The following is a 17,510-nucleotide window of genomic DNA, read 5'->3' on the forward strand; positions in this document are numbered from 1 at the left end:
AACATTTTAAATAACTCACCCGCGAGTGGTATTTTTATATCCGGATTCACACCAAAGTACTAATTAACAGTGAATAACACCGCTTCAGGTCTGGCTTTTATTTTTATTTTGCTATCAGTAATGAATTTCTATGCAGTCACTGAGAAAGTGCATTTTGCACGATATCAGGGCCTCTCAGTACAACGTCGAGATAGACGTCGGTACAAGTCGTGACAAAAGTCATTTTTTTCCATCTAAAATTGACCAACGTAAATTGAGACAAGGATTTTAGAATTCATTAGAAATCTAAAACTCAACAACCATTAATTAACTGATTTAAAATCAATGCGTTACTATAATTTGTATGATTTTTTAAATCTATGCAGCAAAGGTAAAATGTACAACTTTCCTATCAAATCTAAACTCTAATAAAACCATAAAATCACATTTTAATATATAATTTTACAAGTTGTTACATGTTTAACACTTGCTTTAAGATTTGTAATAGCTAGATTGAAATCAGTTGAAGTCCATTTGTTTTAATATTTTCACCCCTTTGGGTCGATATTTTATATCTACACAGCAGTGCAACATCTGTCAGTACTTCTGGTGCCTCTATTTTAGTAGAGACAGCTGTCAGGTGTGCGACTAAAAAGTGGAGTTTCATCATGTTTAATGAAGTCCATAGTATTCATGGTCATACATTATTGTTGATCACAAAACCTTCTTTGCAGGCAACTGCATTATTACAGCATTTAAAACAATCACTGGCACTCACCGGAAAACTACATAATATTCAACGTTCTCTGGATGATATATCCTCCAGCTGCATTGTTTTACTGGATATGATGGAGGCAGATAAAAAACTGATCCATTACTGGCAAGATAATTTGAGTAGAAAAAACAACAATATAAAGACGTTATTGTTGAATACTCCTGATGATTACCCTTATCGGGATATCGAAAACTGGCCGCATATCAATGGTGTTTTTTACGCAACTGAAGACGAGCAGCGTGTCGTAAGCGGCTTGCAGGGTATCTTGCGCGGTGAATGTTACTTCACGCAAAAACTTGCCAGTTATCTGATCACGCACTCTGGAAATTATCGTTATAACAGCACGGAGTCGGCACTGCTGACGCACCGTGAAAAAGAGATCCTTAATAAATTGCGTATCGGCGCCTCAAATATTGAAATCGCTCGCTCACTGTTTATCAGTGAAAATACGGTAAAAACACATCTTTATAATCTTTTCAAAAAGATAGCTGTCAAAAACCGTACGCAGGCGGTCTCATGGGCCAATGATAACCTCAGGCGATAAAGCCATGAAACGGTATTTGACCTGGATTGTGGCAGCAAATTTATTCTTTGCTGCCGGGAGTCTGCACGCAGCGACAACCGTAGAGGTGGAGGTTCCCGGGCTGTTAACTGACCACACTGTCTCTTCAATCGGGCATGATTTTTATCGGGCCTTTAGTGATAAGTGGGAAAGCGAGTACACAGGAAACTTAACCATTAATGAAAGACCCAGTGCGCGTTGGGGAAGTTGGATCACCATAACGGTCAATCAGGACGTTATCTTCCAGACTTTTTTATTTCCGACGAAAAAAGACTTCGACAAAATTGTAGTCTTCGCATTGGCACAAACTGAGGAAGCATTAAATCGCCGGCAAATAGATCAAACACTATTAAGCACTAGCGATTTAGCGCGTGATGAATTCTAAAACATGATTTTGTCCGGAGGCTTTCATGCGTGTTAAACATGCAGTGGTTTTGCTCATGCTAATTTCGCCATTAAGTTGGGCCGGAAACATGACGTTCCAGTTTCGCAACCCAAACTTTGGTGGAAACCCGAATAATGGTGCTTTTCTGTTGAACAGCGCCCAGGCCCAGAACTCATATAAAGATCCAAGCTATGACGATTACGGTATTGAAACCCCGTCAGCTCTGGATAACTTTACTCAGGCGATTCAGTCACAAATTCTCGGTGGCCTACTCACCAACATTAATACCGGTAAACCAGGAAGAATGGTGACCAATGATTTTATCATTGATATCGCCAACCGGGACGGACAACTGCAATTGAATGTCACCGACAGGAAATCGGGGAAAACTTCGACAATTGAAGTGTCGGGTTTACAAACACAGTCGACCGACTTCTAAGTTATAGCCACGAAAGGAAATAATCATGCAGCGTTTACTTATCATGGTGGCAGTAATTTTACTCAGCGGATGTTTAACAGCTCCGCCTCAAGAAGCCGCTAAGCCGACATTAATGCCCCGAGCCCAAAGCTATAAAGACTTGACGCATCTGCCTATGCCTACAGGTAAGATCTTTGTGTCGGTATACAACATTCAGGATGAGACTGGCCAATTTAAACCTTACCCGGCAAGTAACTTCTCAACCGCCGTCCCGCAAAGCGCCACGGCTATGCTTGTCACCGCATTGAAAGATTCTCGTTGGTTCATCCCACTGGAACGTCAGGGGTTACAGAACTTGCTTAACGAACGCAAAATCATTCGTGCAGCTCAGGAAAACGGTACGGTTGCGATTAATAACCGGATCCCGCTACAGTCCCTGACCGCGGCAAACGTCATGGTGGAAGGATCAATTATCGGTTATGAAAGCAACGTTAAATCGGGTGGTGTCGGTGCACGTTATTTTGGTATTGGCGCCGATACGCAATACCAGCTCGACCAGATAGCGGTAAACCTGCGCGTAGTTAACGTCAGCACCGGTGAGATCCTGTCGTCAGTGAATACCAGTAAAACCATTCTGTCTTATGAAGTACAGGCTGGGGTGTTCCGCTTTATTGACTACCAGCGTCTGTTGGAAGGTGAAATTGGCTACACCTCTAACGAACCGGTTATGCTTTGTCTGATGTCAGCGATTGAAACGGGCGTTATCTTCCTGATTAATGACGGCATCGATCGCGGATTGTGGGATTTGCAGGATAAGAAACAAGTTGATAATGACATCCTGGTTAAATACCGTCATATGTCGGTACCGCCAGAATCCTGATGGGTCTATACAGCATAAAAAGCGTGAGGAAAACCCTCACGCTTTTTTATTTACTGGTCAGCGTCGACGATATTCTATTTTCACGGCGAGATGCCAGCCACAGACCACTGTTTTTCATTGCATAGCCGAATACGAGGCCCAGTGCCAGTGACGGTACAACCAGTCGCCAGTCGCCCTGCCCTGCAAATGTTGCACATGCGCCAATGAACGTGCCCGGTACAAATGAAAGCAGCCATTGCTTTGCCTGGATACACATCAGAAACGCGACAATTCCTGTCATGACATAACCAATAATGTCCATATGCGGAGCAAGCGCACTACCGTTAATAATCACCAACGCCCACACCACACCGCTTAGCAGCGTACACGCCGAGATCCACAGTCCTTTTAACCCACCTTGCGGGCAGGCGAAATAAGCCGTGCAACCCAGAAAGCCAGCCCAACTGAGTAAACCAAGAGAAACGGCCACCCATCCCCAGATCCCGGAGAGAATGCCCGTTGTGATTGCAATTGAGAGAAGTATGTTCATGCCGCGCATCTTAGCAGAAAAACGGCATGGTAATGAGATCGCGCACACAATTTATGCAAGCTTATAAATTGAGTTGCACCTTTAAGTGACGTACATCACATTTATTCGTCTGTATCTTCCTGCAATTCGTCCCACATCGCACCAATGGCATCACGCGTCAGCGGTGCTATAGTACGCCAGAAAGGCGTGTTCGCGTGCGCTTCAACTTTACCAAGGAACGTACCGCACCAGGGCAGCAAGTAGTCTACAAACAAGGTTTCAAGCGCCTCACTTTCATCTTCCGCAGACTGGTCCTCAAGCCATGAAGCCGCCAGCAACAGCGTACCAATGTGATCTGCCGGTGTATCAGCAAGCGGCATGCCCCGGGCTGAAAGAAATGCACGAACATCGGATTCTTTCGCCCCTTCTACCCAGGCACTACGATAAGGCGGCACTGCACACTCGTCACCGACAAACAGCGCGTTGTAATCTGCAGCCAACTGGGGCATATCGCAGCTCTTCTGTAAACGGGTGAGCAGTTCGTCCTGTTCCAGCGGCCAGTTGGCGGACAGTTTACCTTCACTAATCAGGGTAAACAGGGGAACCAGTAAAGGGTCCTGCGGTTGGCGGTAAAACAGCGAGCCCAGTACACGACACAGGATAGAAAACTCGTTCATTGATATATTCCAGTTAGTAACAATTACAGTTCAGCAAATTCCGCGATCGGCTCCATGCCTCGCGATTCCAGAAACGCCAATAGACGTTTAGGTGTGACGTTTAAAATTCTGTCTTCAGGGAAATTAACATCATCCAGGATTTTACGGCATTCGCCAAATTCTCCCAACGTGAAAGCAGTATGTGAATCCGACCCTAACGCCACCCAGCCACCAGCATCACGCACAGCCGCAGCAACCGCACGACAATTATCCTCACTGCCCTTACGCGAATGCAAAAACGAAGAATTATTGATTTCCAGTGCAACCTGGTACTTTGCCGCCGCCTGAGCAATTGCTTTAATATCAACAGGATACTTTGGATTTCCCGGATGACTGATGATGTGCACATTACCGCTGGCCATCGTAGCTATCATTGCCTGGGTATTGGTGTCTTTATCGTGAGGAGCAAAAACCGGCTCATGGAAGCCCGCAATAATGAGGTCCAGGGAGGTAAACATCGGACCTGAACAGTCAATTTCACCTTCAATATTCTTAATATTGGCTTCTATTCCGCGCAGGATCCCCACGCCATCCACGACACGTGGCCAAATACGCATATTGATAAAGTGCCAGTGGTGAGGCGCATCCGCCATATCCGGTCCATGATCGGTAATGGCAAATAGCTTGATGCCTTTGCGACGAGCTTCCGCGATGTAATCACTTAAGGTGCTGTAGGCGTGGGTGCTGGCGACGGTATGCATATGCAGGTCAACGGGATACATAACTCTCTCCTGTAGTCATTTTTCGTCAAGGATAGCAGGTATCTCCGCCATTAATACCCTAAAAATTCGAGTCGCAGGCAGGTGGCAAGGGAGTGATACCCGAATCACTCCCTTAAGTATGTGATTCGGGTGAGCAACCGTAGCCAACGCACATGCAGCTTGAAGTATGACGGGTATTTTAGCTGAAACCCGGCACTTGCCGGGTTACCATCAATATCCCCGAACGCGATTGACCTGACCTGTTACAACTTGCCCGTTCTCCAAGTTCATAATCGTGCGGGAGATATAGTCCACCGCTTCTGCCGGACGGGTAACTGCGGCAATATGTGGCGTCATCGCCACACGCGGATGTTTCCATAATGGGCTGTTTTCTGGCAGCGGTTCACGGCTATAAACATCCAGCATGGCCCCCTTCACCTTGCCGCTTTCCAGCGATGCCAGAAGGTCGTCTTCATTGAGATGAACACCGCGTGCAAGGTTCAGCACGTAGGCGCCATCCTGCAATTGGCTAAGTAAATCAGCGTTAATAATGCCTACGGTTTCTGCCGTATTAGGCAGAAGGTTGATCAGCACGCGAGTTTGACTCAAAAACGCGCCCAGTTCCTCAGTACCGGCGAAGCTTTCCACGCCAGACCAGGATTTACGCGTACGACTCCAGCAGCGCAGTGGGAACCCCCATGCTTGCAGGCTTTCGGCAACTTTTGCGCCCAATACCCCAGCCCCCATGATCCCGACGGTAAACTCCTCGCGAGTATATTCTGGCAACGGCTGCCATTTCGCCTGATTTTTCAATGCTTGATAATCATCAAAGCGACGAAACCAGTGCAGCACCTGACTGACAGCATATTCCTGCATTTGCAGGCCCATACCCGTATCTTCCAGACGGAAAAGCGGGATCGACGCATCCAACATTTCCGGATGAGCATTGAGTTTACTGAGAATAGAATCGACACCCGCTCCCAGCGCAAATACGGCTTTTAATTTTCGTCCTGCGAGCATTTCAACCGGCGGATGCCAGACCAGCGCATAGTCAGCATGTGCATTATCACCCGCTTTCCACTCACGTACGTTCGCACCAGGTATTGCCTTTGCCAACGCATTAATCCACCAGGTCGTATCGAATGTTGGGTGATAGAAAATTATATCCATATTGTCTCCTGAACATTGTTGTGCGGAACTTTCTCGCACTTATTATCATCATTTTTCGAGGGAACATCAGAGTAGCAAATTTTAGGATGCTGGCAAAAAAAACAATTCCCGCTTATTTATGCTCCATGTTGCTTGAAGTTTGTGTAAATGCACATTTTTTTCAAAAAGTTGATTGACGGCGGGGCGGTATTTCCCCTACATTAGCGCCCGTTCCGGTAGCACAGGAACAACAATATGGTGAGGTGTCCGAGTGGCTGAAGGAGCACGCCTGGAAAGTGTGTATACGGCAACGTATCGGGGGTTCGAATCCCCCCCTCACCGCCATATTTTAAGAAGAGCTCGTACGAAAGTACGGGCTTTTTTTTCGCTTGTTGCACATCTGCGGGGGGATGAGAAGCCCCGACCGGGGTTCGACTACTGGCGCAGCCAGTTGGACAGACCGGGAGCGCAGCGAACGGGCTGCCCCGCAGGGGCGAGCAAAGCGAGTCAATCCCCCCCCTCACCGCCATATTTTAAGAAGAGCTCGTACGAAAGTACGGGCTTTTTTTCGCATGTTGCACATCTACGGGGGGATGAGAAGCCCCGACCGGTCATGTACTGGCGTCAAACAACAAAGCCCGGTTTCCCGGGCCTTGAAGACGGAGTACTTATCAGTTGTAAGCGTTGAGCGTCCGCTGACAGAGCGCAGAGCGGACGCAATCGTCTTTATTGAAACGAACAATCCCAACCATCTCATCTTCTTCGAAACGGGCCAGCGCATCGCTAAGCCCTGAGCGAACGTGGGCTGGTAGATCGCACTGGGTCACATCCCCATTCACAATCACCGTCACATTCTCCCCGAGGCGGGTCAAAAACATCTTCATTTGCGCAGCAGTGACGTTCTGAGCCTCGTCAAGAATGACCACTGCATTTTCAAAGGTACGTCCACGCATATAGGCGAACGGCGCGATTTCCACCTTACCAATCTCAGGTCGCAGGCAATATTGCATGAAGGAGGCTCCCAGCCGTTTGACAAGCACGTCATACACGGGGCGAAAATAGGGAGCAAACTTCTCGGAAACATCTCCAGGTAAGAAGCCGAGGTCTTCATCAGCTTGCAGAACTGGACGGGTTACAATGATCCTGTCCACATCTTTATGGATCAGGGCCTCTGCTGCTTTTGCCGCGCTGATCCAGGTTTTACCACACCCGGCTTCACCGCTGGCGAAGATCAGCTGTTTACTCTCGATAGCATTCAGGTAGTGCGCCTGAGCTTCATTCCGCGCCGTGATTGGCGAGGCGTCGCGACTGTCACGCGCCATACCAATCGTTTCTACGCCGCCCATCTGCACAAGCGAGGTGACCGATTCATCTTCACGTTGCTTATGGCTACGCGAATCCCGCCTCAGCACACGTTTTGCTTCACGACGAGCTTTGATCACTGCTTTTTGTCTTCCCATGGATAGCACCTTGAGTTGTAGGTATACATCACACGCGCCGTTGGCGGCACGATTATGCGCACGAACATCTGAGGGTTGGCTTCCTTGTAAGCCATTGCTTGCTTTCGGATAAGACGCCACGCACAGCTACGCGCACCGTACAGGGCGTCAGTTGCGAAGATAAGAAGTGAATGAGAGAGAGATTTAGCGGTGACGAGGAGGCTACCGGAAGAGAAACGTCCGCGTAAGGTACTGCTGTTACTGTGAAAAACGTGTCCAATACAGGACTTTTCCATTCGCGATCTCCATAGTGAATGACAATCACCGCCGGGAACTACCGCTATTACTTATAAGTACATCATAACCTTTCGCTAATGCAACAATATTTTTACTTGCTGTTAACTTAAATTCTATCTTATCACCAGAGACAGTCTCTTGCAGAAAGATGACTGAATTATTTCAGTCGCATACCGATCATAAAAAATAGTTTGTTCCTTCATCAAGATGTCAGGAAAAACCCCGCTGTACTGCGGGGCATAATCATCAGGCTTCAAGCAGAGACTGTCCCAGATAATTATCTGCAGTTTTAACACCCGGCAAAGCAAAGAAATATCCCCCACCAATCGGTTTGACATATTCTTCCAGCGCTTCACCGTTCAGACGTTTCTGCACTGTCAAAAAACCTTTTTCCAGATCGTGTTGATAGCAGACAAACAACAGCCCCATATCCAGTTGACCGGAATTAGTCACACCGAGCGAATAACTGTAGCCACGACGCATCATCAGGCTGGAGTCGGTCTCTTTCGTACGCGGATTTGCGAGACGGATATGGCTGTCGAGCGCAATCACCTCGCCTTCAGGATCGCTGGCATAGTCAGGCACATCATGCTCATGCTGCATACCCAGCGGTGCGCCGGTGTGTTTATCGCGACCAAAAATCGTTTGCTGCTCTTTCAGCGGCGTACGATCCCAGAACTCAACGCGAAACTGAATGAGCCTGACGGCCTGATAGCTTCCGCCTTGCGCCCAGGCAGGCTCGCCCTGCCCGTCCGTAACCCACACCACGTCTTGCATCAACTTCGCATCCGTAGCGTCCGGATTCGCGGTGCCGTCTTTAAAGCCAAGCAAATTGACCGGGGTCTCTTTGCCTTTACTACGTGCGGCGTGGTCGGAAATAAAACCTTCACGTTTCCAGCGCACGCTAAGGAGATCGGGCGTATGTTTAATGATATCGCGCAACGCGTGGATGACGGTGTCCTGGGTGTTGGCACAAATCTGCAGCAGCACATCGCCATGGCACAGCGCCGCATCCAGCGAATCATTCGGGAAACGGGTCATTTTTTGCAGCTTTTTCGGCATCTGCGATTTCAGTCCATAGCGTTCATCAAACAGCGAGGAGCCGACTGACAACGTCATCGTCAGGTTGTCTGGCGCAATGTATGCGCCGAGGATACCTGAATCCATAGGGGGGAGACGCGGATTCGGCGTATCCGGCGCCGGTCCACCGGTGGTCAGAAACGCAAATCGGCTGGTCAGCAACCGGAATAAACGCTCAAGATCGGCCTTATCGCTGGCGAGAACATCGAACGCCACCAGCATCATTGATGCCTGCTGCGGCGTCAGGATCCCCGCCTGATGCTGACCATAAAACGGCTGCGCTTCACTACGTGCATCCGGAGACAACGTGCCCGGCGCGCTTTGTGGATTTTGCGCGTGGGCAACCGGACACCCACCCGCCAGCGCCAGCGCCCCACCCAGGGCGCCCATCCCTTTCAGTAAACGTCGGCGTGACGGTTCGCTCACGCCGTTTTCATTATCTTGCTGCATAGTGCTTAATCCAGACCCAGAACACCGCGTAATTGCGACAAATCTTCCGCCAGCGTCGTGATTGGCCCTTTCAGTGCATTACGATCGGCATCAGTCAGTTTGTCATAGGTTTCAAAGCCGTCTTTGGTACGGTACTTGCTCAGAATGGTATCGACCTTTTTGAAGTTCGCATCCACCTTCGCAAGCAGTTCAGCATTGGCTTTTTGCAACTGAGGACGCAGGAGATCGACAATTTTCTGCGCACCATCGACGTTGGCCTGGAAATCCCACAGATCGGTATGGCTATAGCGATCTTCTTCCCCACTGATTTTGCTGGCAGCAACTTCTTCAATCAGTCCTGCTGCCCCGCCAACAACTTTAGACGGTGGGAAAGCCAGCTCGCTAATACGCGTTTGCAGGTCAAGAACATCGCTGTTTAATTGGTCGGCGTACTTATCCATACCTTTGGTGGTATTGTCGCCAAACAGCGCTTTCTCCAGGCGGTGGAAGCCGGTGAATTTAGGATCGGCGGCTTTTTGTTCGTAATCATCTTCCCGCGCATCGATGCTGCCGTCGAGATCGGAGAACAGTTCAGCAATCGGTTCAATACGCTCATAATGCTGACGGGTTGGCGCATACAGCGATTTCGCTTTTTCCAGATCGCCTGCTTTAATCGCATCGGTAAAGGCTTTAGTGCCCGCAACCAACTGCGCGGTTTCGGCTGTCACATAGGCTTTGTATTCGGTAATCGCGCCGCTCAGACTCAGCAGAGCATCGCTTTGCGCGGCATCCGCCGTTGCGCTACCTTTTACGATCAGTTTGCCTTTCGGGTTAGTCAACAGACCGCAGGTCATATCATATTCGCCAGGCTGGAGGTTAGCGGTCATTTTCTGGCTAAAGCCTGGTGCAATGTTTTCGCGCTCTTCAACCACCATAACGCCTTTGAGGATCTCCCACTCCAGCGCTTTCTGGCTATGGTTCTGGATGATGAACTGCGTTTTCCCGGCATTAACCGTGATAGTCATCGGTTCACATTGTTTGTCGTTAACCGTGACTTTCACCTGCGGAATATCGGCAGCTTGTGCATTAAAAGCGGAGGCAAACAGCGCGGCGATACCTAGCTGCAGCGCACTACGGCGAAAATTAAACGTCATAACCTATCCCTATAAATAAGTATGTTGTAACTAAAAAGTATTCTGCATCGCGTTTTTATCAAGGTGCGGTACGCGATGCCGTAGTGCCTGAACGCGGCGGTAACGCAAACATAATCAACGCCGGAATCAGGTAGATAAACCAGACAGCGACTTCACTAACGCTTGGCGCTTCCTGATAGCCGAAAATGCCTTCCATCAATGTGCCAAACAGTGAATGCGTCGACAGCACGCTGCTCAGGTCAAACGCCACATCCTGAAAATGATTCCACAACCCGGCTTCGTGGAAAGCGCGGATTGCCCCAGCGGCAAGACCGGCAGCCACCAGCAAAATGAACAGGCTGGTCCATTTAAAGAATGCCCCGAGGTTGAGGCGAATACCGCCGAGGTAAATCAGGTAACCCAGAACCACCGCGGTAGCCAGCCCGAGCATCGCGCCTAACGGCGGCCAGATACCTACATCCTGCTGGAATGCTGCCAGTAGAAAGAACACCGACTCCAGCCCTTCACGGGCAACAGCAAAAAAGACCATCATCACCAGCGCCCAGCCGTGATGGTTGCCGCGTTGCAACGCGTTATCGACAGCCTGTTCAAGCTGGACTTTGACGTTGCGCGAAACTTTACGCATCCAGAACACCATCCAGGTGAGGATCACCACGGCAATGACCGCCACGATGCCTTCAAACAGCTCCTGTTCTTTTTGCGGAAATTCACCGGTGGTTTCGTTGATGAAAATCCCTAACGCCAGGCATAACGCCGCCGCCAGCAGAACACCAATCCACATCACACCAATCCATCGACCACGCTGAGTCCGTTTCAGGTAGCTGGCAATCAGGCTGACAATCAGCGCGGCCTCTAACCCTTCGCGCAACATAATTAGAAATGGAACAAACATGCGAAGAACCCTTAAACGTTATTCTCAGTCAATTGATGAAAAGAAAAGTAAATTACAGTGATATTGATTATCATTACAGCAAAGAAAAACTCAAGCAGAATGTTTTGAGAATGATGACTGAATGTAAAAAGCCAGGCGGGTAATGGTTATAGCAGGTTTACAACGGAAGCAATAAAAAAGCCCGCACGCGGCGGGCTTGAAGACTGAGGCAGATTATTCTGCCTGTAAACGCGATGGCGGAGCTGAGTGATAATGCGCATCAGCCTCGGCAAAACGTTGCTGCATAGCAGTTGAAGGCGCTTTACCCAACAGGCTGAAGACCACAATACCGATGCTGCCGAAAACAAAGCCCGGGATGATTTCATACAGACCCAGCCAGGCAAACTGTTTCCAGACGATTACCGTCACCGCACCAATGATCATCCCTGCCAGCGCGCCGTTGCGGGTCATACGCGACCACATTACGGAGAACAGGACTACCGGACCAAACGCAGCGCCGAAGCCCGCCCAGGCGTAGCTTACCAGACCAAGTACACGGTTCTCCGGGTTCGCCGCCAGCGCGATAGACACCAGCGCCACGACCAACACCATGATGCGGCCAATCCACACCAACTCTTTCTGGCTGGCATTTTTACGCAGGAACGCTTTGTACAAATCTTCGGTGATTGCGCTGGAGCACACCAGCAGCTGGCAGCTCAGGGTCGACATAACCGCAGCGAGGATAGCAGACAGCAGAATACCGGCAATCCACGGGTTGAACAGGATTTGCGCCAGTTCAATAAACACACGCTCGGCGTTCTGGTTAACGGCACCGGCAAGCTGTGGGTTGTTGTTAAAGTAAGCAATACCAAAGAAGCCCACGGCCACAGCACCTGCCAGACACAGAATCATCCAGGCCATGCTAATGCGGCGAGCATGAACGATGCTATGGTGGGAATCTGCAGCCATAAAGCGCGCCAGAATATGCGGCTGACCAAAGTAGCCCAGACCCCAGCCCATCAGGGAAATGATGGCAACAAAATTCAGCCCTTTGAACATGTCCACGTTCTCAATGCTCTTTTGTTTAATCACTTCCAGCGAATCGTCGAATCCACCCACGCCAATGACTACCATCACCGGCGTCAGGATCAAAGCAAAGATCATCAGGCTGGCCTGGACGGTATCGGTCCAGCTAACCGCCAGGAAACCACCAATAAAGGTATAAATGATCGTCGCGGCCGCGCCCGCCCACAGTGCTGTTTCGTAGCTCATGCCAAAGGTGCTTTCAAACAGACGAGCCCCTGCCACAATACCGGAAGCACAATAGATGGTGAAAAACAGCAGAATAACCAGCGCGGAGATAATACGCAGAATTCGGCTTTTATCTTCAAAGCGACCGGTAAAGTAATCCGGTAACGTCAGCGCATTGTTATTGTATTCGGTATGTACGCGTAAACGTCCGGCCACCAGCTTCCAGTTGATCCAGGCGCCCAAAATAAGGCCGATGGCGATCCAGCTTTCTGAAATCCCCGACAGGAAAATCGCGCCAGGCAGCCCCATCAGCAACCAGCCGCTCATGTCAGATGCCCCGGCGGATAACGCGGTCACGAATGGACCCAGACTGCGTCCACCCAGAATGTAATCGTCAAAGTTTTTGGTTGAACGCCATGCAATAAACCCTATCAATATCATGCCGAAAATATAGACACAGAATGTCACTAACATCGGTGTGCTAATAGCCATCAAAACTCTCCAAAATTATGTATCAGCAATGCCGTGGCTTGCCGTTTTATTACCCTGCCGGAACGTGGCAAAGATATCTATGTTGACCAGGGCGACCGTATCCTGCCGGAAGCGATGGTTATTCACAATCGATTTAACACACCATTTACATCAAATTTAATCCAGAGTAGATAGCATTTTTCTGTAGGTTGCACTCTCTCACATTTTTTTCGGTTGCACCTTTTAAAAGTGTTAACTACCGCAGAGAAAAAGATTCTGTAATTTATACAGCCCACATCATAAGACTCATATTTATTAACATCTCATTCATTTCCAAGCTTGCAAACCAAGTCACATTTAACATGGTTGCACAAAGTTGCAACATAGTGGATATTTCTCGGTAACTATCAGACCCGTATTTCAGTACAACAGGAGTAAACGGCATGGGAACCACCACGATGGGGGTTAAACTGGATGACGCCACTCGCGAGCGTATTAAAACAGCAGCATCACGAATCGATCGCACGCCACATTGGCTGATCAAGCAAGCCATCTTTAATTATCTCGAAAGACTGGAAAATGACGACGCGCTTCCTGAACTGCCGGCCCTGCTGGCGGGTGCCGCGAATGAGGGTGAGGAGTCAACCACGCCGCAGAATGAAGCGCATCAGCCTTTCCTGGAATTTGCCGAACAGATCCTGCCGCAGTCAGTTTCCCGCGCAGCAATCACCGCCGCGTACCGCCGAGCCGAAACAGATGCTGTGCCGATGCTGATGGAGCAGGCTCGTCTGCCGCAACCCATCGCGGAGCAAGCGCACAAGCTGGCGTACGATCTGGCTGACAAACTGCGTAACCAAAAGACCGCCAGCGGCCGCGCCGGGATGGTACAGGGTTTATTGCAGGAATTCTCACTTTCTTCGCAGGAAGGGGTCGCGCTGATGTGCCTGGCCGAAGCCCTGCTGCGTATTCCAGATAAGGCAACCCGCGATGCGTTAATCCGCGACAAAATCAGCAACGGCAACTGGCAGTCGCACATTGGACGTAGCCCGTCCCTGTTCGTCAACGCGGCGACCTGGGGGCTGTTGTTTACCGGTCGTCTGGTTTCTACGCATAATGAAGCCAGCCTCTCACGCTCACTCAACCGTATTATCGGTAAAAGCGGTGAACCACTGGTGCGTAAAGGCGTCGACATGGCAATGCGCCTGATGGGCGAGCAGTTCGTCACCGGAGAGACTATCGCCGAAGCGTTGGCTAACGCCCGTAAACTGGAAGAAAAAGGTTTCCGCTACTCTTACGACATGCTGGGCGAAGCAGCTCTGACTGCCGCCGATGCCCAGGCTTATATGGTTTCGTACCAACAGGCAATCCACGCCATTGGTAAAGCCTCAAATGGTCGCGGCATCTATGAAGGGCCGGGCATTTCTATCAAGCTGTCAGCGCTGCATCCGCGTTATAGTCGCGCGCAGTATGACCGCGTAATGGATGAACTCTATCCGCGCCTGAAGTCGCTTACTCTGCTGGCCCGCCAGTACGACATCGGTATCAATATCGATGCTGAAGAGGCCGACCGACTGGAGATCTCCCTCGATCTGCTGGAGAAACTGTGCTTTGAACCTGAACTCGCGGGCTGGAACGGTATCGGCTTTGTTATTCAGGCCTACCAGAAGCGCTGCCCGTATGTTATCGACTACCTGATTGACCTCGCCACGCGCAGCCGCCGTCGCCTGATGATCCGTCTGGTTAAGGGCGCCTACTGGGATAGCGAAATCAAACGTGCGCAAATGGACGGTCTGGAAGGTTATCCGGTCTATACCCGTAAGGTCTACACCGACGTTTCCTATCTGGCCTGTGCGAAAAAGCTGCTTGCGGTGCCGAATCTGATCTACCCGCAGTTCGCCACCCACAACGCCCATACGCTGGCGGCGATTTATCAGTTGGCCGGTCAAAACTACTATCCGGGTCAGTACGAGTTCCAGTGCCTGCACGGTATGGGCGAACCGCTGTATGAGCAGGTCACAGGTAAAGTTGCCGATGGCAAACTGAATCGTCCATGCCGCATTTATGCACCGGTAGGCACGCATGAAACGCTGCTTGCGTATCTGGTGCGTCGTCTGCTGGAAAACGGCGCCAACACCTCGTTCGTCAACCGCATTGCAGACACTACCCTGCCGCTGGATGAACTGGTAGCCGATCCGGTCGAAGCCGTTGAAAAACTGGCGCAGCAGGAAGGCCAGGCTGGTCTGCCACATCCGAAGATTGCCCCGCCGCGTGACCTGTACGGTAAAGGCCGCGAAAACTCAGGCGGACTGGATTTAGCGAACGAACATCGTCTGGCCTCACTGTCCTCCGCCCTGCTCAACAGCGCGCTGCAAAAATGGCACGCTAAACCGATGCTCGAACATCCGGTTGCTGACGGTGAAATGACCCCAGTCGTCAACCCAGCCGAACCGAAAGACATTGTCGGTTACGTGCGTGAAGCGACTCACAGCGAAGTGGAACAGGCATTGCAGAACGCGGTAAATAACGCGCCGATCTGGTTCGCCACACCGCCACAAGAGCGCGCCGCTATTTTGCATCGCGCCGCCGTTCTGATGGAAGGCCAGATGCAGCAGTTAATTGGCATTCTGGTGCGCGAAGCGGGAAAAACTTTCAGCAACGCCATTGCGGAAGTGCGCGAAGCGGTAGACTTCCTGCACTATTATGCCGGTCAGGTCCGCGATGACTTCGATAATGAAACCCATCGTCCGTTAGGGCCGGTGGTCTGTATCAGCCCCTGGAACTTCCCGCTGGCCATTTTCACCGGGCAGATTGCCGCTGCGCTGGCGGCGGGCAACAGCGTGTTGGCAAAACCCGCGGAACAAACTCCGCTGATTGCCGCCCAGGGTATTGCCATTTTACTCGAAGCAGGCGTGCCGCCAGGCGTGGTGCAACTGTTGCCTGGTCAAGGTGAAACGGTAGGGGCACAGCTCACTTCCGATGAGCGCGTACGCGGCGTCATGTTTACTGGCTCAACGGAAGTCGCCACGCTGTTGCAACGTAATATCGCGACCCGCCTTGATGCTCAGGGGCGTCCAATCCCGCTTATCGCCGAAACCGGCGGGATGAACGCCATGATCGTCGACTCTTCTGCGTTAACGGAACAGGTCGTGGTCGACGTTCTGGCTTCTGCCTTTGACAGCGCCGGACAGCGCTGCTCCGCGCTTCGCGTCCTGTGTCTGCAGGACGATGTCGCCGACCATACGCTGAAAATGCTGCGTGGCGCAATGGCGGAATGCCGCATGGGTAACCCGGGTCGCCTGACCACCGATATTGGACCGGTAATCGATGAAGAAGCCAAAGCCAACATTGAGCGCCATATTCAGGCCATGCGCGCCAAAGGGCGTCCGGTGTTCCAGGCTGCGCGCGAAAACAGCGACGATGCGCGTGAATGGCAAACCGGTACCTTTATCGCGCCGACGCTTATCGAGCTGGAAAGCTTCGACGAATTGCAAAAAGAGGTGTTCGGTCCGGTACTGCACGTTGTGCGTTACACCCGCAACAATCTGGGCAGTCTGATTGAGCAAATTAATGCCTCCGGCTACGGCCTGACGTTGGGCGTGCACACCCGTATCGATGAAACCATCGCCCAGGTCACGGGTTCGGCACATGTGGGGAACCTGTACGTTAACCGCAATATGGTCGGCGCCGTCGTCGGAGTGCAGCCATTCGGTGGAGAAGGCTTGTCAGGAACCGGGCCAAAAGCGGGTGGACCGCTGTATCTGTACCGCCTGCTGGCAAACCGTCCGGAAAATGCGTTAGGCATTACGCTTGCCCGTCAGGATGCCGAATACCCTGTCGATGCACAGCTTAAAACGGCGCTCGTTCAGCCGCTGGAAGCGCTTAGCGAATGGGCAACCGATCGTCCAGCACTGCGTGCGCTCTGCCAACAGTTTGGTGAACTGGCGCAGGCCGGAACGCAACGCCTGCTGCCAGGACCCACCGGCGAGCGCAATACCTGGACGCTGTTGCCGCGCGAACGCGTGCTGTGTATCGCCGATGATGAACAGGATGCGCTGGTACAGGTTGCCGCTGTAACTTCCGTTGGTAGCTTAATTCTGTGGCCGGATGATACATTCCATCGCGACCAGGCAAAACGTCTGCCAGCAGTAGTTTCCGGGCGCATCCAGTTTGCCAAAGCGGACAACATCACTGCGCAGCCGTTTGATGCGGTTATTTTCCACGGTGATTCCGATCAGCTTCGCGCACTGTGTGAAGCGGTGGCGGCCCGCGAAGGGGCGATTGTGTCGGTCCAGGGCTTTGCCCGCGGCGAAAGCAATATCCTGCTGGAAAGGTTGTATATTGAGCGCTCCCTGAGCGTCAATACCGCCGCAGCCGGGGGGAACGCCAGCCTGATGACAATCGGCTAAGGTTGTGGTTAATTAAGGCTCCGGTAACGGGGCCTTTTT

The 17,510-nt window shown here is 51.0% G+C and carries 14 protein-coding genes and 1 tRNA gene; 6 read left to right on the forward strand and 9 right to left on the reverse strand.

Translation table 11 applies throughout. The annotated features are described in order from the left end of the window. Positions 1-647: 647 nt before the first annotated feature. Genes csgD through csgG form a run of 4 tightly spaced genes read left to right on the forward strand, consistent with a single transcriptional unit; the run spans position 648 to position 2,999 of the window. A complete protein-coding gene (gene csgD / locus SK38_RS09035; protein ID WP_003832092.1) occupies positions 648-1,298 on the forward strand; it encodes a biofilm master transcriptional regulator CsgD in 651 nt (216 codons plus the stop codon). A 4-nt stretch (positions 1,299-1,302) separates the two neighbouring features. Continuing rightward, the gene (gene csgE / locus SK38_RS09040) at positions 1,303-1,701 is read left to right on the forward strand and encodes a curli production assembly/transport protein CsgE (RefSeq protein WP_008784336.1); all 399 of its coding nucleotides are present in this window, start codon (positions 1,303-1,305) and stop codon (positions 1,699-1,701) included. Between the two features lie 25 nt (positions 1,702-1,726). Further along, complete coding sequence (csgF, locus tag SK38_RS09045) at positions 1,727-2,140, forward strand: curli production assembly/transport protein CsgF (RefSeq protein ID WP_003832089.1); 414 nt, start codon at positions 1,727-1,729, stop codon at positions 2,138-2,140. A 25-nt stretch (positions 2,141-2,165) separates the two neighbouring features. Further along, the gene (gene csgG, locus SK38_RS09050) at positions 2,166-2,999 is read left to right on the forward strand and encodes a curli production assembly/transport protein CsgG (protein WP_008784335.1); all 834 of its coding nucleotides are present in this window, start codon (positions 2,166-2,168) and stop codon (positions 2,997-2,999) included. Positions 3,000-3,045: 46 nt separating this feature from the next. On the opposite strand, the gene SK38_RS09055 is transcribed toward csgG, so the two are convergent. The 4 genes from SK38_RS09055 to ghrA all read right to left on the reverse strand — a co-directional run bounded on the left by SK38_RS09055 (position 3,046) and on the right by ghrA (position 6,094). Further along, positions 3,046-3,528, reverse strand: coding sequence for a DUF1097 domain-containing protein (locus SK38_RS09055; protein WP_032934412.1), 483 nt, complete (start codon positions 3,526-3,528; stop codon positions 3,046-3,048). A gap of 101 nt (positions 3,529-3,629) precedes the next feature. Continuing rightward, positions 3,630-4,184 (reverse strand): TorD/DmsD family molecular chaperone, encoded by a 555-nt coding sequence (locus SK38_RS09060; RefSeq protein WP_003832084.1) that lies wholly within the window; start codon positions 4,182-4,184, stop codon positions 3,630-3,632. A 23-nt stretch (positions 4,185-4,207) separates the two neighbouring features. After that, on the reverse strand, positions 4,208-4,945 hold the full coding sequence (locus tag SK38_RS09065; RefSeq protein WP_008784332.1) for a phosphatase: 738 nt from the start codon (positions 4,943-4,945) through the stop codon (positions 4,208-4,210). 210 nt (positions 4,946-5,155) lie between these two features. Continuing rightward, entirely contained in the window at positions 5,156-6,094 is a 939-nt protein-coding gene (gene ghrA, locus SK38_RS09070; RefSeq protein WP_048235666.1) for a glyoxylate/hydroxypyruvate reductase GhrA, read from the reverse strand. 236 nt (positions 6,095-6,330) lie between these two features. Here ghrA and SK38_RS09075 point away from each other — a divergent pair. Further along, positions 6,331-6,418 (forward strand) — tRNA-Ser (locus SK38_RS09075). 326 nt (positions 6,419-6,744) lie between these two features. Here the strand turns inward: SK38_RS09075 and phoH are convergent. The 5 genes from phoH to putP all read right to left on the reverse strand — a co-directional run bounded on the left by phoH (position 6,745) and on the right by putP (position 13,086). Then, complete coding sequence (gene phoH / locus SK38_RS09080; protein WP_048235667.1) at positions 6,745-7,533, reverse strand: phosphate starvation-inducible protein PhoH; 789 nt, start codon at positions 7,531-7,533, stop codon at positions 6,745-6,747. A gap of 522 nt (positions 7,534-8,055) precedes the next feature. Next, positions 8,056-9,339 (reverse strand): iron uptake transporter deferrochelatase/peroxidase subunit, encoded by a 1,284-nt coding sequence (gene efeB / locus SK38_RS09085; protein WP_048235668.1) that lies wholly within the window; start codon positions 9,337-9,339, stop codon positions 8,056-8,058. 5 nt (positions 9,340-9,344) lie between these two features. Then, positions 9,345-10,472 (reverse strand): iron uptake system protein EfeO, encoded by a 1,128-nt coding sequence (efeO, locus tag SK38_RS09090; RefSeq protein WP_048235669.1) that lies wholly within the window; start codon positions 10,470-10,472, stop codon positions 9,345-9,347. Between the two features lie 58 nt (positions 10,473-10,530). Further along, positions 10,531-11,364, reverse strand: coding sequence for an iron uptake transporter permease EfeU (efeU, locus tag SK38_RS09095; protein WP_003036041.1), 834 nt, complete (start codon positions 11,362-11,364; stop codon positions 10,531-10,533). A 213-nt stretch (positions 11,365-11,577) separates the two neighbouring features. Then, positions 11,578-13,086, reverse strand: a complete 1,509-nt coding sequence (gene putP / locus SK38_RS09100; protein ID WP_032942939.1) for a sodium/proline symporter PutP — start codon at positions 13,084-13,086, stop codon at positions 11,578-11,580. A 422-nt stretch (positions 13,087-13,508) separates the two neighbouring features. Between putP and putA the strand changes: the two genes are divergently transcribed. Beyond that, positions 13,509-17,471, forward strand: a complete 3,963-nt coding sequence (gene putA, locus SK38_RS09110) for a trifunctional transcriptional regulator/proline dehydrogenase/L-glutamate gamma-semialdehyde dehydrogenase (protein ID WP_048235670.1) — start codon at positions 13,509-13,511, stop codon at positions 17,469-17,471. The last annotated feature ends 39 nt before the right edge of the window (positions 17,472-17,510 follow it).

The organism is Citrobacter sp. MGH110, from assembly GCF_001037515.1.
GTDB lineage: Bacteria > Pseudomonadota > Gammaproteobacteria > Enterobacterales > Enterobacteriaceae > Citrobacter > Citrobacter portucalensis.

Excerpts from the sequence above, each read along its gene's own strand:
- putA (WP_048235670.1), top strand. The coding sequence starts at position 13,509 with ATGGGAACCACCACGATGGGGGTTAAACTGGATGACGCCACTCGCGAG.
- efeU (WP_003036041.1), bottom strand. The coding sequence starts at position 11,364 with ATGTTTGTTCCATTTCTAATTATGTTGCGCGAAGGGTTAGAGGCCGCG.
- csgD (WP_003832092.1), top strand. The coding sequence starts at position 648 with ATGTTTAATGAAGTCCATAGTATTCATGGTCATACATTATTGTTGATC.
- SK38_RS09060 (WP_003832084.1), bottom strand. The coding sequence starts at position 4,184 with ATGAACGAGTTTTCTATCCTGTGTCGTGTACTGGGCTCGCTGTTTTAC.
- ghrA (WP_048235666.1), bottom strand. The coding sequence starts at position 6,094 with ATGGATATAATTTTCTATCACCCAACATTCGATACGACCTGGTGGATT.
- SK38_RS09055 (WP_032934412.1), bottom strand. The coding sequence starts at position 3,528 with ATGAACATACTTCTCTCAATTGCAATCACAACGGGCATTCTCTCCGGG.
- efeO (WP_048235669.1), bottom strand. The coding sequence starts at position 10,472 with ATGACGTTTAATTTTCGCCGTAGTGCGCTGCAGCTAGGTATCGCCGCG.
- csgG (WP_008784335.1), top strand. The coding sequence starts at position 2,166 with ATGCAGCGTTTACTTATCATGGTGGCAGTAATTTTACTCAGCGGATGT.
- SK38_RS09065 (WP_008784332.1), bottom strand. The coding sequence starts at position 4,945 with ATGTATCCCGTTGACCTGCATATGCATACCGTCGCCAGCACCCACGCC.
- csgE (WP_008784336.1), top strand. The coding sequence starts at position 1,303 with ATGAAACGGTATTTGACCTGGATTGTGGCAGCAAATTTATTCTTTGCT.
- putP (WP_032942939.1), bottom strand. The coding sequence starts at position 13,086 with ATGGCTATTAGCACACCGATGTTAGTGACATTCTGTGTCTATATTTTC.
- efeB (WP_048235668.1), bottom strand. The coding sequence starts at position 9,339 with ATGCAGCAAGATAATGAAAACGGCGTGAGCGAACCGTCACGCCGACGT.
- csgF (WP_003832089.1), top strand. The coding sequence starts at position 1,727 with ATGCGTGTTAAACATGCAGTGGTTTTGCTCATGCTAATTTCGCCATTA.
- phoH (WP_048235667.1), bottom strand. The coding sequence starts at position 7,533 with ATGGGAAGACAAAAAGCAGTGATCAAAGCTCGTCGTGAAGCAAAACGT.